Here is a 24,192-nt window from a genome sequence, read left to right as displayed (position 1 = left end):
CCCTCGGTGATGTACTGCTTGCTGAAATACTGACAAACAGCCCTCGTCACTTCCCCGCCTACACCGAAAACATCTTCAGAAAACCCATTTCGATAATTCTTGTAGGAATTATCAGCAGGACGCCTACCTTTCAATTGAAGGAAATTTCCGAGAAAATCCCGGCCTCTTGCGCTTGGCTATTCAGGTCTCTAGCCTTCATCGATCGCTGCCCAATCAGCGATCAGGTTTGGTAGACCTGAGTGACCTGTGCGCAATGCGCCACCTTCTCAAGGCGCATTTTTTCGGCCTGCGTTTATGGTGGCCGTGCGCTTGGCGTCTTCGGACGCACCGGCTTGCCTGGTCACCGGTCTACCAACCTGCGTACGGCCGCCACCCTGATCGTTTGGTAGCGAAAGGGGCGGCTCCTTTCATTGATCAGGAGTTGCAAACATGCCCGATAAAATCGTCCCCGACCCGCCCACTGCCCTGTTCACCGTCAACGCCTCCGTCAGCCAGGAAGAAGCACTCAACTACGCTTCGGATCTGCTGCGCTGCATCATCACGACGGCCTATGAGTCCGGCGACAGCACCCAGGGCACCAGCCGTGATCTGGCGTTTTCGGTGTTGCACATGGCCGAGATGGCCAAAGCCATGGTTGACCGTTCACTGGAATGCATCGTCTGACGGGATGACAGCCCGGGGCCAAGCGTGGCCCCGTGTAACCCTCAGTTACGCTGATCCAGCAAGTTAACCACCAGCCGGTCGATCCAGCCCCACAAGCGCTGTTTGACCCGTCGCCACAGCGGTCTGGCCTTCCAGTCTGCCAGCGTGGTCTCGGCGCTCAGGGCGAAGTCTTTTTCGAAGCTGGCGACCACGTCGCGGGTCAATCCAGGGTCGAGGGCTTCGAGGTTGGCTTCCAGGTTGAAGCGCAGGTTCCAGTGATCGAAATTGCACGAGCCGAGACTCACCCAGTCGTCGATCAGGACCATTTTCAGGTGCAGAAAGCAGGGCTGGTATTCGAACACCTTGACCCCGGCGCGCAACAGGCGCGGGTAGTAGCGGTGACCGGCATAGCGTACGGACGGATGATCGGTGCGCGGCCCGGTCAGCAGCAAACGCACATCAACACCACGCGCCGCCGCCCTGCGCAGGGCGCGGCGAACTTTCCAGGTGGGCAGGAAGTAAGGGGTTGCCAGCCATATCCGCTTTTGTCCGGTGTTCAGCGCACGCACCAGCGACTGCAGAATGTCGCGGTGCTGGCGGGAATCGGCATACGCCACGCGGCCCAGGCCCTCACCGGTTGTCGGGGCCTTGGGCAGGTGATCAAGGCCGAAGTTTTCTTTCGGACGCCAGGCGAAACGCCGGGCGTTGGCATGGAACTGCCGGTTGAACAGCGCCTGCCAGTCAATCACCAGTGGCCCGGTGATTTCGACCATCACTTCGTGCCACTGGCTGACGTCTTTGTCCGGCTCCCAGAATTCGTCGGTCACACCGGTGCCGCCAACCACGGCCAAGGCCTTGTCCACCACCAGCAGTTTGCGATGGTCGCGGTAGAAGTTGCGCACGCCGCGCCGCCAGTGGATCGGATTGTAGAAACGCAAAATCACACCGGCATCGGTCAGTTGCTTGCGCAGGCCGGCGTCGAAGGCTTTTGAACCGAAGTCATCGAACAGGCAGCGCACGATTACGCCACGCCTGCCCGCCTCGACCAGCGCGCGCACAATGGCGTCGGCGCAGGCCCCGGCTTCGACCAGGTACAACTCCAGATCGACCTGCTGCTCGGCGCGATCAATGGCTGCGATCATGCGCGGGAAGAACGCAGGGCCGTCGATCAGCAATTGAAAGCGGTTGTTTTCACGCCACGGAAAAATCGCACCGTTCATATCAGCGCGCCGTGAAGATCAGGACAGCCCCGACCGGGACCGAGAGGCTCACCGCCGACAATCCTGCGGCATTGCGCAAGGCCTTGAAGTCCGGGGCCATATCGAAATCCTGGGCATGGATCACCAGCGGCTCGAGGGTCACGACCTGAAAGCGCCGCTCGTCCAGACGCGTCGCCAGCAGCTCGGCGTTATAGCTGTGGGTCTTGCCGCGCAGGCTGACGGTCAGCGGTAAACGCAGTTCCAGTTGCGCACCGGGCGCGAGGTCGTTGATCGGGCGCATGTCGAGCTGCGCATTGATCTGAGCAGTCGGAAACTTGCGCACCTGAAACACCTGCTCTCGAAGGCGCTCATCGCGCAGCGGAGTGCCGGTACTGACTGAATCGGTTTCAACTTCCACTTCAGCCAGCCCCTTGGCGTCGACTTTGCCGTGCAGCACGAGAAAGCGATGCACCTCGGCAATATCGGCGTTTTTAGTCGAGGTGAACGAGAGCCGTGACGACTCGTTATCCAGATACCAGTTCGCATGGGCAGGTAACGCCGCTGCGGCCAGCAGGACCAGCAGCAGGCGATTCATAGTGAGCATGCAGACTCCAGACGTGCAATTGAGGGCCACCTTATCCGCCTGTCTGACCGCTGGCAAACGCCTGCGTTCGGCGACAATCCACCAAGCCCTTAGGGCAGCAAGCGACAGCCCTGTCGCTCACCCTGCCACGACGCGCTGCTAGTGCGTCCGAGGCCGCTGGCAATGACCCGTTTTTGACTGCTGTCGTCGACCAGCGTGCTGGGCAGATACTGCTTGATGTAGCCTTGGCAATACGCTTCGGAATTGTTCATGACGTACCTGCACGAGCAGTATTCCTTGGCGGTGTAGGCACTGATGATGGTCGGAAATGCCTGCAGGTTCACACGGTACTGCCAGGCGAGGATGGCAAGTGCGGCAACCATCAGCAACAGCAGGCTGCTGAAGGGACGGCGCAGGATGAACATTCGACGCGTGCTCATTGACCGCCCTCCTTGCCAAACGCGGCCTGTACGCGCTTGAGCATCTCATTGTGGTTGTAGGTACTGTCGCGGTCATCGGCATAGCGCACGATCACCAGCTTCTGATCGGGAATCACATACAGCGCCTGCCCCCAATGCCCCAGTGCCGCGAAGGTGTCAGGGGGAGCTTCCGGCCACGGTCCTTTGCCGCCATCGGCAGTACGGTTGAGCCACCATTGGCCTCCAGGCACTTCAACGCTGGCATCCACGCCTGTACCGGCAAACGGCGTCAACGCGAAGCCCATCCACTCCTTGTTGAGCAACTGCCGATCCTGCCATTGCCCGCCGCGCTGCATCAGCAGGCCGATGCGTGCCAGATCGCGGGCGGTCATGTAGGCATAGGAAGAGCCTACAAATGTACCCGCACCATCGGTTTCCCAGACGGCACTGCGGATGCCGAGCGGGTCGAACAGCGCGGCCCATGGATAACCCGGATAGGCCTCAGCGCCGACCATCTTTTTCAAGGCCGCAGCCAGAACGGTGCTGTCGCCGCTGGAGTAGAGGTAAGTCTTGCCGGGGGGTTGGGCAGCGCGGTGATCGGCGGTGAAGCGCGCCATGTCGTCACGCCCGCGGGTGTAGAGCATGGCGACCACCGAGGAGTTGAGCGGAGCGTATTCGTAGTCTTCCTGCCAATCCAGACCCGACGCCCAGTGCATCAGGTCTTTGATGGCGACCTCGGGGTGCGCCTTGAACGGCGTGTAGAACTTCGCCACCGGATCATTCAGTTGAAAGCGTCCTTCTGCAAACGCCACCCCCAGCACCGTCGCCATGATGCTTTTGCTGATCGACCAGGTCAGGTGCGGCGTTTGCGCGGTGGTTACACCGCCGTAGCGCTCGTACACAACTTCGCCATCACGAATCACCAGCAGCGCATCGGTGCGTATGCCCTTGCGCGTGGCGTCGTCGCGAGGCGGGAAGGCATAAGCCTCGAGCTCTTCGATGGCCGCAGATCGCGGCACAGACTGAGAAGACCATTGCTCTGTCGGCCATGTTTGAGCAACGACGCCCTGGGCACTGAAGCCCAGGATCAGAACCAGACACAGGCGGACGAATCTATGCGGCATGACAGGGCCTCTAAAAAGTAATCGGCATACCGTATCAGCGTTTCATGACAGTCAGCTATCAACCCGGGAGCGGACGTAGAGCGTTCAGAACGGCATGCCCACGCGGAGCATGTGCACGATAGTGACCGTTCTTACCCCGCTCGTTCCTCACGCTCCAGCGTGGGAATGCATTGCGTGACGCTTCGCGTCACAAAGTCACAAATCTGTGCCGCCCTGCAACCCTCAAGACCGGACGCAGAGGAAATGGCCACCGCGTCCCCCGTCACACAACCATCACCAAAGCTTCACAGGCATGACACGCCATCTCCCTAGCCTGCAAGTACGGCAAAGCGCCTGGACAAATCAGTCAACCAGCCCTTTCTGCATCTGCAAGGCTGGCTCATGGAGATTCGTATGACCCAGATCGCCCGCATTCGTGACAACACTTCTGAACGTCGTCTTCAGGCCGAGCGCCTGATTGGAGCGCGCGCCTTGCAGGAAGCACAGGCATTGCGTTTCAGTGTGTTCAGCGAAGAGTTCAACGCCCGTCTCAACGGCGCTGAACAAGGCCTGGACATCGACGATTACGATGTTCACTGCTCGCACATCGGGGTGCGCGACCTGAACACCGGGCGTCTGGTTGCCACTACCCGGCTGCTCGACCATCAGGCCGCCAATACGCTGGGGCGCTTCTACAGCGAAGAAGAGTTCAGCCTGCACGGGCTGGTCAATCTGCAAGGCCCGATCCTCGAACTGGGTCGCACCTGCGTCGATCCGGCCTATCGCAACGGCGGCACCATCGCGGTGTTGTGGAGCGAGCTGGCCGAGGTGCTCAACGAAGGCGGCTACAGCTACCTGATGGGCTGCGCAAGCATCCCGATGCAGGACGGCGGTATTCAGGCCCATGCGATCATGCAACGCCTGCGCGAACGCTACCTGTGCAACGAGCACTTGCGCGCCGAGCCGAAGAATCCGCTGCCGACTCTCGATATCCCGAGCAATGTGATCTGCGAGATGCCACCGCTACTCAAGGCCTACATGCGTCTGGGGGCCAAGATCTGTGGCGAACCGTGCTGGGACGAAGACTTCCAGGTGGCCGACGTGTTCATCCTGCTCAAGCGCGATGACCTGTGCCCGCGCTACGCCCGCCACTTCAAGGCGGCCGTGTGATGAGCCGGTTGCGCGGCTATGCCCGCGTAGTCCGGGTGCTACTGGTCGTAGCGCTCGGATTGACGATTGCCAGCGCGTTCGCAGTCCTGGAACGCACCAGAATCGGAGGGTCGATGGAGCGTCGGCAGCGCTGGAGCCGCTGGTTCATGGCGCGCCTGACCAACGCCCTGCCGTTTCGCGTCACAGTGACAGGTCAACTGCCGACCCAGCCCATGCTGTGGGTCAGCAACCATGTGTCATGGACCGACATCGCACTGCTTGGCATGCTGGCGCCGCTGTCGTTTCTATCAAAAGCCGAAGTGCGGACCTGGCCGGTAGCGGGCTGGCTGGCGTTGAAGGCCGGTACGCTGTTCATTCGTCGCGGATCGGGCGACAGCCGTCTGATCCAGAGGCAGATGTGCAATCACCTGCAACAAGGCAACGCACTGCTGATCTTCCCCGAAGGCACCACCACTGACGGCAAAAGCCTGCGCACCTTTCACGGTCGTCTGCTGTCCAGCGCCATTGATGCTGGGGTGCCGATCCAGCCGGTGGCCATTGGTTACTCGCGCAACGGCAAGCCAGACCCGATAGCCCCGTTCATTGGCGACGATGACTTGCTGTCGCATTTGCGCCGACTGTTCGCCAACGAGCAGAGCGACGTGCATATTCACCTGCTGACACCTATCCCGACCGCTGATCAGGAACGCGCAGCACTGGCCTTCAAGGCCCAGCAGGCGGTTCAAGTGGCGTTGTTTGGCGAGCCGCCGGCTCAGCCGAGCGAAGTGGTTTCGCGTCCGGCCAGAGCGGCCTGAGCGAAATCCTCGAGTAACGGATAGAACTCAGCGAAATCCGCACTCAAGGGCTGGTACAGCGCCTGCAGTTCCTGCATGCCGCCGGCCAGCCCTTCGGGTCGTGACAGGCGTCGGGATATCCCGCTCAACACCTGCTCCAGCACCTCGAAATCCCGATATGACCCCAGCCAGTCCTGCGCCGCCATGCGCGGTGCGATCAGCGCCAGCCGCTCGGGCAATTGCGGCTCGGCAGCCAGCGTGCCATAGACCTTGCGGGTGAATGCGTCCAACGGCAGGTCAGCGTAACGATGCCAGTCCCGCGCCAGGCAATGATCGAAAAAGACATCGAGCATGATGCCCGCATAACGCCGTCTCTGCAGCGGAAAGCGGGCGATGGAGGCCTTGATCAGCGGATGACTGTCAGTGAAGGCGTCGATGCTGCGATGCAGACGAATCGCCGCTTCGAGCTCCGCAGGAAAACGTCCCGGCAGCGGACCTTTGACGAAGTCGCCATACAGGCTGCCAAGCAATTGAGCGGGTCGATGCCCACCAAGATGAAGATGTGCCAAGTAGTTCATGGCTGCAAGCCTAGGCCGCTTTCGGACCTTCTGTCCATATATCGTTATAACCCGATATAGCGATTTGTCTGATCCTAAGCACATAATCATATTTGTATATCGCGAAATACAGATATAAGGTTCGCTCTATCGCGATATAACGCTACACCGCCTGTGAGAACGACATGCCTATCGACCTCGACGACATAATAAAAGCCCTGGCCCACCCGGTCCGCCGAGAAATCCTGACCTGGCTGAAGAACCCCCGCGCAAGCTTTCCCGCCCAGGAATACTCGATCGAACACGGCGTGTGCGCCGGACAGATCGATCAGCGTGCGGGATTGTCACAATCCACTGTCTCGGCCCATCTGGCGACCTTGCAACGTGCTGGTCTGATCAGCAGCAAGAAGGTCGGACAATGGCATTTCTTCAGACGCAACGAAGAAGTCATACAGGCATTCGTTCAGGCGCTGGTTGAAGAACTGAACAACCCGACCTGATTTTCCAACGTTTACCAGGAGCTGCCCCGTGCCTCTTTCGCTACTCATTCTGGCCCTGAGCGCCTTCGCCATCGGCACCACCGAATTCGTCATCATGGGCCTGCTGCCTGATGTGGCGGCCGACCTCGGTGTATCGATCCCCGGTGCAGGCTGGCTGGTGACCGGCTATGCGCTGGGTGTCGCCGTCGGTGCGCCGTTCATGGCCATGGCCACGGCAAAACTGCCGCGCAAGGCCGCGCTGGTCACGCTGATGGGGGTTTTCATCATCGGCAACCTGCTCTGTGCACTGGCCAGCGACTACAACGTCCTGATGTTCGCCCGCGTGGTGACTGCACTGTGTCACGGTGCGTTCTTCGGCATCGGCTCGGTGGTTGCCGCAGGTCTGGTGCCCGCCAACCGGCGCGCCTCAGCAGTGGCCTTGATGTTCACCGGCCTGACCCTGGCCAACGTGCTGGGCGTGCCGCTGGGTACTGCGCTGGGTCAATACGCAGGCTGGCGCTCGACGTTCTGGGCCGTCACGGTCATCGGCGTGATTGCGCTGATCGGCCTGATCCGCTTCCTGCCGACCAACCGCAATGAAGAAAAGCTCGACATGCGCGCTGAACTGGGCGCTCTCCGGGGGGCCGGCATCTGGCTGTCGCTGACCATGACTGCACTGTTCTCAGCGTCCATGTTCACCCTGTTCACTTACATTGCCCCGCTGCTCGGCGAAGTCACCGGTGTATCACCCAACGGCGTGACCTGGACCCTGCTGCTCATCGGCCTGGGCCTGACCGCCGGCAACGTGATCGGCGGCAAGATGGCCGACCGCCGCCTGTCGTCCACGCTGATCGGCGTATTCGTCTCGATGGCGGTGATCTCCACCGTGCTCAGCTGGACCAGCACCGCGTTGATCCCGGCTGAAATCACCCTGTTCCTCTGGGCAGTCGCGGCCTTCGCTGCCGTCCCGGCCCTGCAGATCAACGTGGTGACGTTCGGCAAAGCCGCACCGAACCTGGTTTCAACCCTGAACATCGGTGCCTTCAACGTCGGCAACGCGCTGGGCGCCTGGGTCGGTGGCAGCGTCATCGCTCATGGCCTGGGCCTGACCAGCGTACCGCTGGCCGCCGCCATCCTGGCCGTGCTGGCGCTGCTGATTACCCTGATTACCTTTCGTCAGACCGGCAACCCCGATCTGGCCCCTGCTACGCATTGATCAATTACGAGGATTCGACACGTGACGACTATCTTTGACCCGATCACCCTGGGCGATCTGCAACTGCACAACCGCATCATCATGGCCCCACTGACACGCTGCCGTGCCGATGAAGGCCGTGTACCGAACGCGATGATGGCCGAGTATTACGTTCAGCGCGCCTCGGCCGGCCTGATCCTGACCGAGGCCACCTCTGTCACTCCGATGGGCGTGGGCTACCCCGACACCCCGGGCATCTGGTCCAACGATCAGGTACGTGGCTGGAGCAACATCACCAAGGCAGTGCATAACGCCGGTGGCCGTATCGCCCTGCAGTTGTGGCACGTGGGTCGTATTTCCCACCCTTCCTACCTGGACGGCGAAACCCCGGTCGCGCCGAGTGCCATCGCGGCCGAAGGCCATGTCAGCCTGATGCGCCCAATCACCCCACTGCCAACCCCGCGCGCGCTGGAGCTGGCGGAAATCGGCGACATCGTCGAGGCCTATCGCGTCGGTGCGGAAAACGCCAAGGCTGCGGGCTTCGACGGCGTGGAAGTGCATGGCGCCAACGGCTATCTGCTTGAACAGTTCCTGCTGACCGGCAGCAACCAGCGCACCGACGAGTACGGCGGTTCGGTAGAAAATCGTGCGCGTCTGCTGCTGGAAGTGACTGACGCAGTCATTGATGTCTGGGGCGCTGGCCGTGTAGGTGTTCACCTCTCGCCTCGCTTCGACATGCACGACATGAGCGATGCAAACCGTGCTGAAACCTTCAGCTACGTGGCCAAAGAGCTCGGCAAGCGCGGTATCGCGTTCATCTGTGCCCGTGAGCATGATGCTGAAGACAGCCTCGGCCCACAGTTGAAGAAAGACTTCGGCGGCGTTTATATCGCCAACGAGAAGTTCACCAAAGACAGCGCCAATGCTTGGCTGGCAGAAGGCAAGGCCGACGCAATCGCCTTCGGTGTGCCTTACATCGCCAACCCGGACCTGCCGGAGCGGCTGGCCAGTGATGCCCCTCTGAACGAAGCGCACCCGGAGACGTTCTACGCCAAAGGGCCGGTCGGTTACATCGACTACCCGCGTCTGTAAAACGTTACTGCAACGCCAAAAACCCTGACTCGCAAGAGCCAGGGTTTTTTATCGCCCGTGAAACGGTGACCGCTACAGTGCAGCGTCAGGCTTGACCGTACCTAACACATTGCCTTCGGCGTCGGTGATCGTACCATCCACCATTTTCCAGCGGCCGTCCGGGTAGTTGACCGAACCATCCGCAAAAACCCAGGTTCCGTCCTTGTGCTGGACGTCACCATTGGGGTGCTCTATCGAGCCATCAGCATTCACCGTCGTGCCGTCCAGATTCTGCACGGTTCCGTCCGGATGGGTGACGGATTGACCATCTGCAGACTCGACGCTGCCGTTTGGATAGCTGACCGTGCCGTCCGGGTTGGCCACGCTGTTAGGCGGCTGGACCAGCTGCAGGACGCCCGTTGTGGTGTTGACGACCGCCAGTAGCTTGTCCAGACGCGAGGGTGCCGCAGGTATCGGGGGCACAGTTTGCGGTACTGGCTCAGTAGTAGAGGGCTTGACCTGCGGTTTGACCGGCGGCTTGATCGGGTCCGTTGTCTTGACCGGCGGTTTGACTGGCGGCTTGACCGGGTCCGTTGTCTTGACCGGTGGTTTGACTGGCGGCTTGACCGGGTCCGTTGTCTTGACCGGCGGTTTGACTGGCGGCTTGACCGGGTCCGTTGTCTTGACCGGAGGCTTCACCGGCGGTTTGACCGGATTTGTCACCTTGACCGGAGGCTTGATGTTTACTTTTGGTTTGGTTGATACCAGATACTCTGGATGTATGGACTGAAGTTCTTCAGCAACGACGTCATCTCTTTCGATGTTTTCTTCCGGTGTATTGGGGCGCATATCCTTGATTCCATTCATTATTGAAACTCCATTTAGTTAACTGCCAGACAAGCGTAAGCCTTCCCTCGATTGGCAAGCGCATATTTATTTATCAGAGGTAAAAAAGACCGGAGTATTTGCCTGCCGCCATGGATAGCGGCAGGCAAGCCCGGGGTCAACGACGAGCGTTGAGCTGTTGCGACAGATTCTGGATCTGGCTGGTCAGGGTATTGATGTTGCGAGTGACCTGAGCACGAAATGCATCGAACTCGGCAGTGCTGGCCTCTGCAGCAGGAGCCGGGCGGTTTTCCTGCTGGCTTTTCAGAACAATCAGATCCTGCTCCAGACGTTCGACAGCGGCAGACGGATTGCCCTGCTTTTTCAACGTGGCGACATCGGCTGCCACACTTTTGATCTGCGCATCCAGCTTGCCCTGATCAGCCTGAGCCGTCTTCAGGTCTGGCAACGCCGCCTTGAGCGTGGTCAGTTCAGTGACAACGCTTTTAAGCTGTTCCTGCAACTGCGCGTTTTCACTCTGCTGCTGCGCGGTTTGCGCGGCCATCTGCTCCAGGCGCTTGTCGAGACTGCCCTGCTGGCCTTCGACGCCTTCGCGTTGTTTGTCCTGATCTTCCAACTGCGCTTCCAGCAACTTGATTCGCTGCTTGAGCGCCTCTCCATCACTGGAAAGTGCTTCAGTGGCGACAACCTTGCCGGAAATATCCTGCAGGCGCCCCGCCGCTTCTTCGCTGATGCGCGCGAAGCTTTCCTGAGTGGCCACTAACTGCTGTTCCATCAGGGAAACCTGCTGAAAACTCCACCAGCCCAGACCGCAGAAGGCAATGAACAGCGCCCCGACCAACGCCCACAAAGGTCCGGTGCTCGGCGCCTTGACCTTGACTACAGGCGTGGTGCGCGAATAGACGGTGGTGCGATCGCGTGCGCCATTGCTCGGCGCGAAGTCGTCATCGTCGTCCTTGGCGCTCAGGCTGGGGACGTCATCGACGTCGTCGTATGGATCGTTGCGCATGAATAACCCTTCAGGAAGCTGTTAAATCAAAGTTCGGCAGTATAACAACAGCGCAGATTCAATCTCACTGTGCTACTACCGCATTCAGATCGCGTGCTGTGCCTGCCACCAGCCACAGAACTCATCCAGCGCCGTCCAAAGGCTGACCTGAGGCTGATAATCCAGATAATGCCTGGCGCGGCTGATATCAAGCGTGAAATCCCTGTTCATGACCTGCATGCCCACTCTCGACAGGGTAGGTTCAGGTCTGCCCGGCCATAGCATACAGGCGGCCTCATTGATTGCCGCGGCGCTGTAGGCCAGCCCGAATGAACGATAACGAGTGGCTTGAGGCAAGTGCATCTGCCGCATCACGTAATTGATCGCATCCCACAGCGGGACCGGCGTGCCATTGCTGATGTTGTAGGCCTTGCCCAGTGCCGAATCCGTTGCCAGCAAGCTGCTCAGCAGGGCTTCGTTGAGGTTTTGCATGCTGGTGAAATCCACCACGTTCAAGCCATTGCCGACGATCGACAGGCGCCTCTTGCGCTGCATGTGCAGCAAACGCGGGAAAATGCTGTTGTCGCCCGCACCGGTGACAAAGCGCGGCCGCAGGGCGATGACTTCAAGTCCGAATTCTTCGGCACCGAAAACCTTTTGCTCGGCCAGGTATTTGGTGGCCGCGTAGTGATTGTGAAAGCGCTTGGGCACCTGCTCTTCCTTGATGCCACGGTGCGAATTGCCATCAAAGTAGATCGACGGCGAGGAAAGATGAACCAGCCTTCGCACCCTTTGTTTCAGGCAGCCCTCGACGATGTTTTCCGTAAGCTGCACGTTGCCCTGCATGAAATCCTGGCGACGTCCCCACGTACCGACCGAGCCTGCGCAATGCACGACCGCTTCCACGTCATCGCACAGTGCGCGCACCAGATAGGGATCGGCAAGGTCGCCCTGGATAAACTCGGCACCGCGCCTGACCAGGTGCTCGACACCTTCGGCACGACGGCCATTGATCCGCACGCTCATGCCCTGCTCAAGGGCAAAACGCGCAAAGCGTCCGCCGATGAAGCCGCTCGCGCCGGTGACCAGAATCTTCATTTACCGCTCCATTAACGCGTCTGCAGGAAAGGAAAACACTGCCTGCATGGATTACACATGATCCTGTTGACGATCAGTCTTCGCTCAGCGGCACCAGCCAGTGAACCGAATGTTGCGCCAGATGTTCGGTGAGGCGCGTCAGAAGCTGCCCACCATTGCGCCAATGATGCCAGTAGAGCGGCACATCAATGCAACGGTCCGGCAGCAATTCGAGCAGAGTGCCGTTGCGCAATTGGTCACGCACCTGCAACTCGGGCGCCAGCCCCCAGCCCATTCCCGCCTCGATCATACGGATGAAACCTTCGGAGGAAGGACACAAATGATGCTCGAAGCCGTCCTGAACGCCCAGCAGTGCCAGATAACGATGCTGCAAAAGGTCGTCCGGCCCGTACACCAGTGCAGCGGATCTGACGAGCGTTTCAGGGCTGACACCGTCCGGAAAGTGGCGGGCGATGAACGCCGGACTGGCCAGCGCCCGGTAGCGCATGGCCCCCAGCAACTGGCTGCGTGCCCCGGCCACCGGACGCTGGCTGCCACACAGGCAGGCCGCCACCTCACCGGCGCGCATGCGCTTGAGACCTACGTCCTGATCTTCGACAACCAGATCCAGCAGCAAACGGTGCTGCGTACAAAACGCGCCAATGGCCGGCGCCCACCAGGTTGCCAGACTGTCGGCATTCAAGGCGATTCGCAAACGCTCGGGCACACCCTCCTCGTCCAGTGCAGGCACCTGACTTTGCAGGTCGCGTTCCAGCAAACGGACCTGCTGCACGTGATTGAGCAGGCGCCGACCTATATCGGTCGGGCTCGGCGGCGTGGCGCGTACCAGCACCGGCAGGCCAATGCGCGCCTCCAGCAACTTGATGCGTTGCGAGACCGCTGACTGAGAAAGCCCGAGCACCTGAGCGGCACGCTCGAACCCGGCCTGCTCGATCACGGCCGCCAGCGCCGACAACAATTTATAGTCGAACATCAGTTTTCCTAATGAGCGATGAGGATTATTGGTTTTCCTTATATCCCTCACCCCATAAGAATGGCTATCTGAATCTGCTCGTTGGAACCTCCTTATGTGGCAAAGCTACCTCAATGGGCTGCTGATCGCGGCTGGACTGATCATGGCTATCGGAACTCAAAATGCTTTTGTGCTGGCTCAGGGCCTGCGCCGTGAACATCATGTGGCGGTGGCGATGCTGTGCATTGTCTGCGACGCCCTGCTGGTGGCGGCAGGAGTGTTCGGTCTGGCCAATGTACTAGCACAGAATCCGACCCTGCTGGCAGTGGCGCGCTGGGGTGGTGTGATATTCCTCAGCTGGTACGGCCTGCAGGCATTGCGCCGCGCCTGCTCGCGGCAAAGCCTCGAGCGCAGCGCAGCGGCTGGCAGAAAATCGCTGCGCACCGTGTTGCTCAGCGCACTGGCCGTCACCTTGCTGAACCCGCATGTCTATCTGGACACCGTGCTGCTGATTGGCTCGCTGGGCGCACAACAGGGCGTACCTGGCGCGTATGTCGCCGGCGCAGCCAGTGCTTCGCTGCTGTGGTTCTCGAGCCTTGCCCTGGGCGCGGCATGGCTGGCTCCCTGGCTGGCCCGCCCTGCCACCTGGCGCATGCTGGACCTGATGATCGCGGTGATGATGTTCAGCGTGGCCTTGCAGTTGATACGGTCAGCCTGACGGTTTTCATAACCGCAGAGTCAATCGCGTGGGAACCTCTATCCCACACAGTTGTTGCGTGGTTAAGCCGCAGACCCGGTGCTATGATCCGGGGTCTGCGCCGCAAAAGAGTAAAACTCCCGGTGCATGCTGTATCTGGCCGCCCGTGATCGGCCCTGCGACTACCGCAATTGACCTGAAAGGAGATAAACCATGGCTTTTGAATTGCCGCCACTGCCCTACGCCAAAGACGCTCTGGTGCCGCACATTTCTGCGGAGACTCTGGAATATCACCACGACAAGCACCACAACACCTACGTCGTGAACCTGAACAACCTGGTGCCCGGCACCGAGTTCGAAGGCAAGACCCTGGAAGAGATCATCAAGACCTCCTCGGGCGGTATCTTCAACAACGCCGCGCAGGTCTGGAACCACACGTTCTACTGGAACTGCCTGGCCCCTAACGCTGGCGGCGAGCCTACCGGCGCTCTGGCCGAAGCTATCAACAAGGCGTTCGGTTCCTTCGACAAGTTCAAGGAAGAGTTCAGCAAGACTTCCATCGGCACTTTCGGCTCCGGCTGGGGCTGGCTGGTGAAGAAGGCTGACGGCTCCCTGGCACTGGCCAGCACTATCGGTGCCGGCAACCCGTTGACCAGCGGCGACACCCCGCTGCTGACCTGCGATGTGTGGGAACACGCCTACTACATCGACTACCGCAATCTGCGTCCGAAGTACGTGGAAGCGTTCTGGAACCTGGTGAACTGGGACTTCGTGGCCAAGCAATTCGCAGCCTGAGTCCAGCGTCATCGAAAAAACCCGGCCTCGCGTCGGGTTTTTTATGTTTTCCGGTCCGCAAGGGCCGCTCACCGGACGCCCGTTTCACAGACGGCGTCGAACACCGGCCTGCCAGTCAGGCGAATCGAAAATCTTTTTCGCCTGCCGCCCATACTTTGTGTATTGTCAGAAAACGCTAGCTGACTCGTACTACAACGTAATTCTCTATGACGTAATTCTTTACAGTGTTCTGCTCAAGTTACCTACCTGGCCACCCGACGCACTGAGGTGGCTTTGGCCAGCAGGTGCAAGGAACGCGAAGATCAGCCAGGCGTACCGGTTGTGACAAGGTCACGGCGTGCAGGCCTGGTTTTTCGAGGGTCATGAGGCGATATGCCCTCCGACACGAACTAAGGAACGGCCATTGAAGCTGGAACTCAAGAACAGCCTGTCGGTAAAGTTGCTGCGCGTTGTGCTGCTTTCGGCGCTTCTGGTAGGCGTCCTGCTCAGCTGTGCACAAATCGTCTTCGACGCCTACAAGACACGTCAGACCGTGGCGAACGATGCCGAGCGAATTCTCGGCATGTTCCGCGACCCCTCGACACAGGCCGTCTATAGCCTGGACCGCGAAATGGGCATGCAGGTCATCGAAGGCCTGTTTCAGGATGAATCGGTACGCATGGCGTCCATAGGACACCCCAACGAAAGCCTGCTCGCCGAGAAAGACCGGCCGCTGAAAACCGCCCCTACGCGTTGGCTGACAGACCTCATTCTCGGCCAGGAGCGCAGCTTCACCACTCAACTGGTAGGCCGCAGTCCTTACAGCGAGTATTACGGCGATTTGCGCATCACCCTCGACACCGCCAATTACGGCGAAAGCTTTCTGGTCAATGCCGGAATCATCTTTATCGCCGGCGTGCTGCGTGCGCTGGCAATGGGGCTGGTGCTGTATCTGGTCTATCACTGGCTGCTGACCAGGCCGCTGTCGAAGATCATCGAGCATCTGATCGCGATCAACCCCGACCGCCCCAGCGAACATCAATTGCCGTTACTCAAAGGCCACGAGAAAAACGAACTGGGGATCTGGGTCAACACCGCCAATCAGTTGCTGGCCTCTATCGAGCGCCACACTTATCTGCGCCACGAGGCCGAGAACAATCTGCAGCGCATGGCGCAATACGATTTCCTCACTGGCCTGCCCAATCGGCTTCAATTGCAGATCGGGCTGGACAGGATTCTGGAAGATGCGGGACGCCAGCAACACAGAGTGGCGGTTCTTTGCGTGGGTCTGGATGACTTCAAGGGGATCAACGAACAGTTCAGCTACCAGTCCGGCGACCAATTGTTGCTCGCACTCGCTGACCGCCTGCGCGCGCACAGCGTGCGACTCGGCGCACTGGCGCGCCTGGGCGGCGACCAGTTCGCGCTGGTCCAGTCCAACATCGAGCAGCCCTACGAGGCGGCAGAACTGGCGCAAAATATTCTGGATGAGCTGGAAGCTCCGTTCATCGTCGGTGATCAGCAGATTCGACTGCGAGCGACTATCGGCATCACCCTGTTTCCCGAAGATGGCGACAGTACCGAGAAGCTGCTGCAAAAAGCCGAGCAGACCATGACGCTGGCCAAAGCGCGCTCGCGTAACCGGTATCAGTTCTACATCGCCAGTGTGGACAGCGAAATGCGCCGCCGCCGCGAACTCGAAAAAGACCTGCGCGAAGCCCTGCCACGCGATCAGTTGTACCTGGTCTATCAACCGCAGATCAGCTATCGCGATCACCGTATCGTCGGTGTGGAAGCACTGATCCGCTGGCAGCATCCGGAACATGGCCTGGTGCCGCCGGATGTATTCATCCCGCTGGCGGAACAGAACGGCACCATCATCGCCATCGGCGAATGGGTGCTGGATCAGGCCTGTCGCCAACTGCGCGAATGGCTCGATCAGGGCTTCACCGATTTGCGCATGGCAGTCAACCTGTCGACCGTGCAACTGCATCACGCCGAACTGCCGCGCGTGGTCAACAACCTGCTGCAGATCTATCGCTTGCCACCGCGCAGCCTGGAACTGGAAGTGACCGAAACCGGGCTGATGGAAGATATCAACACCGCCGCCCAGCACCTGTTGAGCTTGCGACGCTCCGGCGCCTTGATCGCCATCGATGACTTCGGCACCGGCTACTCATCGCTGAGTTACCTGAAAAGCCTGCCGCTGGACAAGATCAAGATTGACCGCAGCTTCGTGCAGGACCTGATTGACGACGACGATGACGCCACCATCGTGCGGGCCATTATCCAGTTGGGCAAGAGCCTGGGCATGCAAGTCATTGCCGAAGGCGTGGAAACCGTCGAGCAGGAGGCTTATGTGGTGACCGAGGGCTGCCACGAAGGCCAGGGCTATCTGTACAGCAAGCCGCTGCCCGGGCGGGAGTTGCTGGCTTACCTCAAGCAGTCGCGTCAGGACCACGCCGCCAGCCTGTAAGCCGGCTTGCATACTCCCGGCCATCCAAGTCATCTTGAAACCGTCTGTTACAACCTGCCGAATGCCTGAACACGCCCACACAGGCGTTTTGCCTTTACATCGAATGCAAATCTTTCGCATTATGTCGCAGATTTTATGGGCGCACCCCGCCATCACCTTTATCGACGCAGGATTCCGTCATGATTCGTATGCCTCTGGCAACCGCTAGTCTGTTGGCCATCGCTATCTCTCTCGCCGGTTGTGGCGAAGGCAAGGACAAGGCTGCCGCCCCGGCACCCGCGCCAGCTGCTGCGCCGGCGGCGCCGGCTGTGACGCCTGCTGCCCCTGCTCCGGCAGCAGCCGCCCAGACTGACGACGCGGCGGCCAAGGCGGTGGTCGCGAACTACGCCAACATGGTGTCCGCAGTATTCGACGATGCCGAGGCCGGTGCGAAAAAACTCAGCACTGCCGTCGACGCTTTCCTCGCCAAGCCCAACGATGAAACCCTGAAAGCCGCCCGCGAGGCGTGGATCGCTGCGCGTGTGCCTTACATGCAGAGCGAAGTGTTCCGCTTCGGCAACACCATCATCGACGACTGGGAAGGACAGGTTAATGCCTGGCCCCTGGACGAAGGTCTGATCGACTATGTGGCCAAGGATTACCAGCACGCGCTGGGCAACCCGGGCGCCACTGCCAACATCATCGCCAACACCGAAATTCAGGTCGGCGAAGACAAGGTCGACGTGAAGGAAATCACCTCCGAAAAACTCGCCAGCCTGAACGAGCTGGGTGGTTCCGAGGCCAACGTTGCCACTGGCTACCACGCCATCGAATTCCTGCTCTGGGGCCAGGACCTGAACGGTACCGGCTCTGGGGCCGGCGCACGTCCGGCCAGCGATTACCTGGAAGGGGCTGGCGCAACCGGCGGCCACAATGACCGCCGCCGCGCCTACCTCGAGGCCGTCACCGACCTGCTGGTCAGCGACCTTGAAGAAATGTCCGGTAACTGGAGGGCCGGCGTGCCCGACAACTACCGCGCCACGCTGGAAGCCGAATCCGGCGAAAGCGGTCTGCGTAAAATGCTCTTCGGCATGGGCAGCCTGTCGCTGGGTGAACTGGCGGGCGAGCGCATGAAAGTCGCACTGGAAGCCAACTCCAGCGAAGACGAACACGACTGCTTCAGCGACAACACGCACAACTCGCACTTCTACAACGGCAAGGGCATTCGCAACGTTTATCTGGGCGAGTACACCCGCACCGACGGCAGCAAGGTCAGCGGGCCAAGCCTTTCGTCCCTGGTTGCCAAGGCAGACCCGGCCACCGACGCCACCTTGCGCGCCGACCTGGACGACACGCAGGCCAAGTTGCAGGTCATCGTCGATCATGCAAACAAGGGCGAGCATTTCGATCAGTTGATCGCTGCCGGCAACACGGCAGGCAATCAGGTGGTACGTGACGCTATCGCCGCGCTGGTCAAACAGACAGGTGCTATCGAACAGGCGGCTGGCAAGCTGGGCATAACCGATCTGAACCCGGACAACGCCGATCACGAGTTCTGATCAACCGCGTTTGTTGCGATGACAATCAATGCCGGTCAGTTCGCTGACCGGCATTTTTGTATCTGATCGGCAGGTATCGTTTTCAGCTGTGGTGCGCGCTGGCTCGCGACATGGACAAACTCCGCCAGCATCAATACAACGTATCCGCAATACGTCCCGGCAACGCCTTGTCATAGGCCTCGCCGTCGATCTTCTCAGCCGAAACCGCCTTGAGTATCTGCCCGGCAGTAGGTAGCGCGCTGCGTTCGATGTGCTGTGCCGGGTCCCACAAGCCAGACCTGATGGTCGCCCTGCTGCACTGGAAATACACGCTGGTCACGCAAATACGCAGGACAGACCTGGGCAACTGGCCCTTCACTGCGAAACGCGAGAGCAACTCGGGCTCAACCGATATCTGTGCGGTTCCGTTGACGCGCAGGGTTTCACCTACGCCGGGTATCAGAAACAGCAACGCAACGCGCGGATCGTTGACGATGTTGCGCAGCGTATCGATGCGGTTGTTGCCGCGTCGGTCAGGCAGATAAAGCGTCTTGCTGTCCTCGATATGCACCAGCCCCGCCTGATCTCCCCGTGGAGAAGCATCGAGCCCGTCAGGACCGGCAGAGGCAAGCACGGCGAACGGTGCCTGCTCGATGAAAGGCCGGTAGACCTCGTGAATGTGGTCAACTTCCTTGATGAGCGAAGGAGGCGCGATCGGGCCATAGATCGCTTCCAGAGCCTGAATGGTGGTCACAAAAGCGCTGTTGTCCGGGTTATTCATTGAATGATCTCTGCTGGCCGTTGGTGTATGAATGCTGCCAGCGTCATGTGACTGATCGTGTGAAGCAGCCTTCGCAGCATAGGCAAAAAAATCAGGACCCGACCAGCGTCAAAGATTCGTAACAACACATTGCGCAAGACGCCGCAAACGATAATCCCTCTTATTCAAACCGCCCGAGGCTGATAAGCTTGCACGCCCCGATTTTTCGCCCCGTTGCAGGATGTCTATGAGTACGCGGCTCCGTCTATCACTTGCCTTGCTCACGACCCTGGTCCTGAGCGCATGCGATGACGCCCCGCGTTTCACGCATGCCGAGCCGGGAGAAGCCTTGTCCGGAGGCAGCGCCACCGTCAGGAAAAGCGACCAGAACGCCTTCTCCCTGCCCTCGGCCAATCTGTCCCCGGTGCGGCGGCTGGACTTCAGCGTCGGCAACAGCTTTTTCCGCAGCCCGTGGGTGATTGCGCCGTCGACCACCACGGCTCGCGACGGACTTGGCCCACTGTTCAACACCAATGCCTGCCAGAACTGCCACATCAAGGACGGTCGCGGTCATCCGCCAGAGGCTGGCGACAGCAATGCAGTGTCGATGCTGGTCAGGCTGTCGATTCCCGATGACCCGGCGTACGCCGACCTTGTAAAGCGCAACGGCGTACTGCCGGAGCCGGTTTACGGCGGTCAATTGCAGGACATGTCGAACCCGGGCGTAGCGCCCGAGGGCAAGGTGCGGGTCGAGTACGATGCGCTGACGGTCGAATTTCGCGATGGCACGGCAGTCGAGCTGCGCCAGCCGACCCTCAGGATCACCCAACTGGGCTACGGCCCCATGCACCCCGATACTCACATCTCGGCACGCGTGGCCCCGCCAATGATCGGCCTGGGCTTGCTTGAGGCGATTGCCGATGAAGCCATCCTTGCCAATGCCGACCCTGATGACAAGAACGCCGATGGCATCTCGGGACGTCCCAACTGGGTCTGGGATGATGCTCGGCAAAAAGTGGTGATGGGCAGGTTTGGCTGGAAAGCCGGACAGCCGAACCTCAACCAGCAGAACGTGCACGCCTTTTCCGGCGACATGGGGCTGACCACCAGCCTGCGCCCTTTCGATGACTGCACGCCGGCCCAGACCGATTGCCTGGCCGCGCCCAATGGCAATGGCCCGGATGGCGAACCGGAAGTCAGCGACAATATCCTGCGCCTGGTGGAGTTCTACACCCGCAACCTGGGTGTTCCGGCGCGCCGCAAGGTCGATGATCCGCAGGTGCTGGCAGGCAAGAACCTGTTTTTCCAGGCGGGCTGCCAGCAATGCCATACCCCCTCTTTCAAAACCCGTAGCGACGCCGCCGAACCCGAGCTGGCCAATCAGGAGATTCGCCCGTACAGCGACTTGCTGCTGCACGACATGGGTCAAGGGCTGGCCGATAACCGTACCGAGTTCCAGGCCACCGGACGTGAGTGGCGCACCCCGCCCTTATGGGGGCTGGGCCTGACTGGCACGGTAAGTGGACACACCCAACTGTTGCACGACGGTCGCGCGCGTAATGTGCTTGAGGCGATTCTGTGGCACGGCGGCGAAGCCCAGACGGCGCAGCGCCAGGTTCTGGCTTTTGACGCACAGCAACGTGAAGCACTGTTGGCCTTTCTGAATTCGTTATGATTGCGCCCATTGCAGAATCTCCCTGTTCAAACATCTTCCTTTCAGAAATAAGGAGCCGGACATGTTCCGACCCAAGTTGTTGCTGACCAGCCTTGCGGCACTTGCCTTGGGTGCCTGCTCGCCATCCGACCCTCAGGCGGTGACGTCCGCAGCGATTGCCAAACAGGTCATCCTGCCGACCTACAGCCGCTGGGTGGAGGCCGATCGTCAGTTGGCAGCCAGCGCATTGGCGTTCTGCCAGGGCAAGACTGATCTGGCCGCCGCCCGCGCCGACTTTCTGAAAGCACAGAAAACCTGGGCCGAATTGCAACCGCTGTTGATCGGCCCTCTGGCCGAAGGCAATCGCGCCTGGCAAATACAGTTCTGGCCAGACAAGAAGAATCTGGTTGGCCGTCAGGTCGAGCAACTGGTAACCGCCCAACCACAGATCACCGCCCAGGAACTGTCCAAGGCCAGTGTCGTGGTGCAGGGTTTGTCCGCCTACGAATACATCCTCTTCGACGCCGACATCGACATGGCCAATGCCGAGCAGAAAGCACGCTATTGCCCGCTGCTGATGGCCATCGGTGAACGCCAGAAACAACTGGCTGAAGAAATCCTCAACAGCTGGAACAGCACCGACGGCATGCTCGCGCAATTGAGCAAGTTCCCCAATCAGCGCTACGCCGACTCTCACGAAGCCATTGCCGAATTGCTGCGGGTTCAGGTCACCGCCCTCGACAGCTTGAAGAAGAAGCTTGGCACGCCACTGGGTCGTCAGAGCAAGGGCCAGCCGCAGCCATTCCAGGCAGATGCGTGGCGCAGCAAGTCGTCGCTCAGCAGCCTGGAAGCCAGCCTGATCAGCGCCGAGACGGTGTGGACCGGTGTCGACAACAAGGGCCTGCGCAGCCTGCTGCCCACCGAGCAGAAACCGCTGGCCGACAAAATCGATGCCGCCTACGCTAACAGCCGAAAACTGCTGTCGGAACTCAAGCCGCCACTCGCCGACCTGCTGGCCACGGATGCAGGACGCCAGCAACTCAATGCGTTTTACGACAGCCTGAATGCCGTGCATCGCCTGCACGAAGGCGAGCTGGCCAAGGCCCTCGGCATTCAGTTGGGTTTCAACGCCAACGACGGCGATTGATCAAGAGGTACATGTGATGTTGCGACGTCAGGCCATGGCGCTCGGCAGTCTTCTGCTCAGCGCCTGCACGCTGGGTGGCTGGACCCTGTTCAGGCAAAAAGACACACGCCCCTTGTTGCTTTCGGCTCGCGACGATGGCGACGGCAAGCACTATGCGGTGGGTTTCAAGCTCGACGGAACGCAGGTATTCGCGACCCGGGTGGGCCAGCGCTGCCACGACATCATCAATCATCCAGACCTGCCACTTGCGGTGTTCATCGCACGTCGCCCAGGTACTGAAAGCTACCTGATCGACCTGCGTGATGGTCGTTTGCTGCAAACCATCGTTTCGCAGCCTGACCGCCACTTCTACGGACATGCAGTGATTCATCGCGACGGCGAATGGCTGTATGCGACGGAAAATGATACCCGTGATCCAGGGCGCGGTTTATTGGGTGTCTACCGCTTCGTCGACGAGCGACTGGTGCACTCGGCCGAGATCTCTACGCATGGCATCGGTCCGCATCAGGTCTCCTGGATGCCGGATGGGGAAACGCTGGTAGTCGCCAACGGTGGCATCCGCACTGAAGCGGAAAGCCGGGTAGAGATGAACCTCGATGCCATGCAACCCAGCCTGGTCATCATGCAGCGTGACGGTACCTTGCTCAGCAAGGAAACGCTTTCCCAGCAGATGAACAGCGTCCGCCACATGGGCATCGCCAGCGATGGCACCATCGTTGCAGGTCAACAGTTCATGGGCGACAGTCACGAGTTGGCCGAACTGCTGGCAATCAAACGTCCAGGCCAGCCATTCCAGGCGTTTCCAGTGGCAGAAGAGCAATTACGCGCCATGGCTCACTACACCGCCAGCGTCGCAGTACACAGTGACCTGCGACTGGTGGCCCTGACGGCACCACGCGGCAACCGCTTCTTTATCTGGGATCTGGACAGTGGCGTGCTGAAACTGGATGCGCCGTTGCCGGACTGTGCGGGAGTGGGGGCTGTCGCCGACGGCTTCGTCGTGACCTCAGGCCAGGGACGCTGCCGCTTCTATGACTGTCGCAAGGCGCAACTACTGGCCCAGCCTTTGGACCTGCCAGCCGGGTTGTGGGACAACCATCTTCATCTGGCTCAAGTGGGTTAGGTGCAGGGCGCTGAGGGCTTCAGTTTTTGACGCCGGTACCCTGCGCCAGGCTGTACATGAACAGCAACAGATCGTGGTCCGGTTGCACATTCACCAGACTCTTCGCCACGCGTGGCTGCGGACAATGGCCCTCGCCGTGCTGCGTGGTGAGTATGCGGGTAGACGGCTGTTCAAGCGCCGCCACGGCGACGGTCGCAACTGCCAGTGCACCGAAGATAAACAGACCTCTTGCCATTTCTAGCTTCATGACTCTAAACCTTTGATAGAGCTGCCAAACGCTGCTTGGTAAAAGTAGATCAACTTCTGCCAGTCTGCAGCGCTGAATGACGAATGGCGTCGTAGCTGTTTCATATCGTGCTGCGCGGCACCTTGAGCGGTAAGGCGACGACGGCCCTTTTCCAGGTCGAGCAAGGCGACCTCGACATTGGCGTCCGGCCCTTCCCCTGTGACCCGCACGAAAATGTGCTTGATGTACAGACAGCTGTGTTGCCAGCGGCCCAGGTGCATGCGGGCCAGAGTGGCTGCCACTTCCTTGAGCATGCGCTCATAGAACAGCTCGCCATGGCGCTCGCGCCCTCCGGCAGCCTGCCACTTTTCAATTTCCTCGAAGCCTTCCAGCGCCACGGTGACCAGCAACGCCCGCCAGGCGTTGTCCTCGCCACGTTCGGCACCGCAAAACACCACTTCAGGGACGACGACGCCAAGCTTGCGAAGACCTTCAAGCGCCTCGCGCTCGCGCAGTACGGTGGGTCGGCCCAGCGGGTGCAGCAGGCTGCGGTAGATGTGGCCTGTCTGGCGTTTGGCATACAGGGTTTGCCCATCGTCCATGACCAGCCGCTGCACACCACTCTCTCCACCACGGCGCACATTGGGTTCTTCAACCCACTCGCCATGCTGGCTCCAGAACTGATCGAACTCATTCTGGATCGGGTTCACAACTGGTTCTTTCACGGACTGCAAACCCATCTT

General features: G+C 60.1%; 25 protein-coding genes. 13 read left to right on the top strand and 12 right to left on the bottom strand.

The features are described from left to right. Positions 1-429 precede the first annotated feature (429 nt). Positions 430-663, top strand: a complete 234-nt coding sequence (locus tag JOE33_RS19370; RefSeq protein WP_003313478.1) for a DUF3077 domain-containing protein — start codon at positions 430-432, stop codon at positions 661-663. Between the two features lie 41 nt (positions 664-704). Here JOE33_RS19370 and JOE33_RS19365 read toward each other — a convergent pair whose 3' ends face one another. The 4 genes from JOE33_RS19365 to JOE33_RS19350 all read right to left on the bottom strand — a co-directional run bounded on the left by JOE33_RS19365 (position 705) and on the right by JOE33_RS19350 (position 3,967). After that, the gene (locus tag JOE33_RS19365) at positions 705-1,862 is read right to left on the bottom strand and encodes a phosphatidylserine/phosphatidylglycerophosphate/cardiolipin synthase family protein (protein WP_122579515.1); all 1,158 of its coding nucleotides are present in this window, start codon (positions 1,860-1,862) and stop codon (positions 705-707) included. A 1-nt stretch (position 1,863) separates the two neighbouring features. Further along, entirely contained in the window at positions 1,864-2,445 is a 582-nt protein-coding gene (locus tag JOE33_RS19360) for a YceI family protein (RefSeq protein ID WP_032615242.1), read from the bottom strand. Positions 2,446-2,534: 89 nt separating this feature from the next. Then, entirely contained in the window at positions 2,535-2,864 is a 330-nt protein-coding gene (locus tag JOE33_RS19355) for a hypothetical protein (protein ID WP_010439795.1), read from the bottom strand. Beyond that, the gene (locus tag JOE33_RS19350; RefSeq protein ID WP_187624955.1) at positions 2,861-3,967 is read right to left on the bottom strand and encodes a serine hydrolase; all 1,107 of its coding nucleotides are present in this window, start codon (positions 3,965-3,967) and stop codon (positions 2,861-2,863) included. Before JOE33_RS19350 ends, JOE33_RS19355 begins: the two co-directional genes overlap by 4 nt. Positions 3,968-4,360: 393 nt before the next feature. On the opposite strand from JOE33_RS19350, the gene olsB reads away from it, so the two are divergent. Further along, positions 4,361-5,116 carry an L-ornithine N(alpha)-acyltransferase gene (gene olsB, locus JOE33_RS19345; protein ID WP_003405915.1) on the top strand — a complete coding sequence of 252 codons (756 nt, stop codon included), beginning with the start codon at positions 4,361-4,363 and terminating at the stop codon, positions 5,114-5,116. Beyond that, a complete protein-coding gene (locus tag JOE33_RS19340) occupies positions 5,116-5,910 on the top strand; it encodes a lysophospholipid acyltransferase family protein (protein WP_122530139.1) in 795 nt (264 codons plus the stop codon). Before olsB ends, JOE33_RS19340 begins: the two co-directional genes overlap by 1 nt. Here JOE33_RS19340 and JOE33_RS19335 read toward each other — a convergent pair. Then, entirely contained in the window at positions 5,868-6,467 is a 600-nt protein-coding gene (locus JOE33_RS19335) for an ACP phosphodiesterase (RefSeq protein ID WP_122530138.1), read from the bottom strand. The two genes, JOE33_RS19340 and JOE33_RS19335, sit on opposite strands and share 43 nt — an antisense overlap. Positions 6,468-6,631: 164 nt before the next feature. On the opposite strand from JOE33_RS19335, the gene JOE33_RS19330 reads away from it, so the two are divergent. Genes JOE33_RS19330 through JOE33_RS19320 form a run of 3 tightly spaced genes read left to right on the top strand, consistent with a single transcriptional unit; the run spans position 6,632 to position 9,212 of the window. Next, the gene (locus JOE33_RS19330; RefSeq protein WP_003313487.1) at positions 6,632-6,946 is read left to right on the top strand and encodes a helix-turn-helix transcriptional regulator; all 315 of its coding nucleotides are present in this window, start codon (positions 6,632-6,634) and stop codon (positions 6,944-6,946) included. A 28-nt stretch (positions 6,947-6,974) separates the two neighbouring features. After that, on the top strand, positions 6,975-8,141 hold the full coding sequence (locus JOE33_RS19325; protein ID WP_032615227.1) for an MFS transporter: 1,167 nt from the start codon (positions 6,975-6,977) through the stop codon (positions 8,139-8,141). A gap of 21 nt (positions 8,142-8,162) precedes the next feature. Continuing rightward, the gene (locus tag JOE33_RS19320) at positions 8,163-9,212 is read left to right on the top strand and encodes an alkene reductase (RefSeq protein WP_187624954.1); all 1,050 of its coding nucleotides are present in this window, start codon (positions 8,163-8,165) and stop codon (positions 9,210-9,212) included. 72 nt (positions 9,213-9,284) lie between these two features. Here JOE33_RS19320 and JOE33_RS19315 read toward each other — a convergent pair whose 3' ends face one another. The 4 genes from JOE33_RS19315 to JOE33_RS19300 form a co-directional block, all read right to left on the bottom strand. Next, positions 9,285-10,058 (bottom strand): hypothetical protein, encoded by a 774-nt coding sequence (locus JOE33_RS19315; protein WP_187624953.1) that lies wholly within the window; start codon positions 10,056-10,058, stop codon positions 9,285-9,287. 136 nt (positions 10,059-10,194) lie between these two features. Continuing rightward, entirely contained in the window at positions 10,195-11,046 is an 852-nt protein-coding gene (locus JOE33_RS19310; RefSeq protein ID WP_096130313.1) for an ATPase, read from the bottom strand. A gap of 84 nt (positions 11,047-11,130) precedes the next feature. Continuing rightward, positions 11,131-12,123, bottom strand: coding sequence for an NAD(P)-dependent oxidoreductase (locus tag JOE33_RS19305; RefSeq protein ID WP_010439768.1), 993 nt, complete (start codon positions 12,121-12,123; stop codon positions 11,131-11,133). Positions 12,124-12,196: 73 nt separating this feature from the next. Further along, positions 12,197-13,096: a LysR family transcriptional regulator ArgP gene (locus JOE33_RS19300; protein WP_187624952.1), complete on the bottom strand. Its 900-nt coding sequence runs from the start codon at positions 13,094-13,096 to the stop codon at positions 12,197-12,199. Between the two features lie 94 nt (positions 13,097-13,190). On the opposite strand from JOE33_RS19300, the gene JOE33_RS19295 reads away from it, so the two are divergent. The 4 genes from JOE33_RS19295 (at position 13,191) to JOE33_RS19280 (ending at position 18,560) form a co-directional block, all read left to right on the top strand. Next, the gene (locus JOE33_RS19295; RefSeq protein WP_010439763.1) at positions 13,191-13,793 is read left to right on the top strand and encodes a LysE/ArgO family amino acid transporter; all 603 of its coding nucleotides are present in this window, start codon (positions 13,191-13,193) and stop codon (positions 13,791-13,793) included. Between the two features lie 192 nt (positions 13,794-13,985). Beyond that, positions 13,986-14,567, top strand: a complete 582-nt coding sequence (sodB, locus tag JOE33_RS19290) for a superoxide dismutase [Fe] (protein ID WP_003313497.1) — start codon at positions 13,986-13,988, stop codon at positions 14,565-14,567. A 403-nt stretch (positions 14,568-14,970) separates the two neighbouring features. Next, positions 14,971-17,022, top strand: coding sequence for a GGDEF domain-containing phosphodiesterase (locus JOE33_RS19285; protein WP_054994037.1), 2,052 nt, complete (start codon positions 14,971-14,973; stop codon positions 17,020-17,022). Positions 17,023-17,201: 179 nt separating this feature from the next. Next, complete coding sequence (locus JOE33_RS19280) at positions 17,202-18,560, top strand: imelysin family protein (RefSeq protein WP_187624951.1); 1,359 nt, start codon at positions 17,202-17,204, stop codon at positions 18,558-18,560. A gap of 130 nt (positions 18,561-18,690) precedes the next feature. Here the strand turns inward: JOE33_RS19280 and JOE33_RS19275 are convergent, their stop codons facing one another. Beyond that, the gene (locus JOE33_RS19275) at positions 18,691-19,320 is read right to left on the bottom strand and encodes a pyridoxamine 5'-phosphate oxidase family protein (protein ID WP_122530134.1); all 630 of its coding nucleotides are present in this window, start codon (positions 19,318-19,320) and stop codon (positions 18,691-18,693) included. 226 nt (positions 19,321-19,546) lie between these two features. On the opposite strand from JOE33_RS19275, the gene JOE33_RS19270 reads away from it, so the two are divergent. The 3 genes from JOE33_RS19270 (at position 19,547) to JOE33_RS19260 (ending at position 23,223) form a co-directional block, all read left to right on the top strand. Then, positions 19,547-20,974: a di-heme oxidoredictase family protein gene (locus JOE33_RS19270; protein ID WP_032615221.1), complete on the top strand. Its 1,428-nt coding sequence runs from the start codon at positions 19,547-19,549 to the stop codon at positions 20,972-20,974. A gap of 61 nt (positions 20,975-21,035) precedes the next feature. Next, the gene (locus tag JOE33_RS19265; RefSeq protein ID WP_010439746.1) at positions 21,036-22,100 is read left to right on the top strand and encodes an imelysin family protein; all 1,065 of its coding nucleotides are present in this window, start codon (positions 21,036-21,038) and stop codon (positions 22,098-22,100) included. Positions 22,101-22,116: 16 nt separating this feature from the next. Next, positions 22,117-23,223, top strand: coding sequence for a DUF1513 domain-containing protein (locus JOE33_RS19260; protein ID WP_010439743.1), 1,107 nt, complete (start codon positions 22,117-22,119; stop codon positions 23,221-23,223). Positions 23,224-23,242: 19 nt separating this feature from the next. Here JOE33_RS19260 and JOE33_RS19255 read toward each other — a convergent pair whose 3' ends face one another. Together JOE33_RS19255 and JOE33_RS19250 are read right to left on the bottom strand one after the other, a co-directional pair. Then, complete coding sequence (locus JOE33_RS19255) at positions 23,243-23,470, bottom strand: hypothetical protein (RefSeq protein ID WP_010439739.1); 228 nt, start codon at positions 23,468-23,470, stop codon at positions 23,243-23,245. Next, complete coding sequence (locus JOE33_RS19250) at positions 23,467-24,189, bottom strand: lipopolysaccharide kinase InaA family protein (protein WP_010439733.1); 723 nt, start codon at positions 24,187-24,189, stop codon at positions 23,467-23,469. The genes JOE33_RS19255 and JOE33_RS19250 overlap by 4 nt, the downstream gene beginning before the upstream one ends. Between the last annotated feature and the right edge of the window lie 3 nt (positions 24,190-24,192).

It is taken from the genome of Pseudomonas sp. PvP027, assembly GCF_017833005.1.
Lineage (GTDB): Bacteria > Pseudomonadota > Gammaproteobacteria > Pseudomonadales > Pseudomonadaceae > Aquipseudomonas > Aquipseudomonas congelans.
The sequence above is the reverse complement of the archived record's forward strand: the minus strand, read 5'-3'. Positions and strand labels throughout refer to the sequence as shown.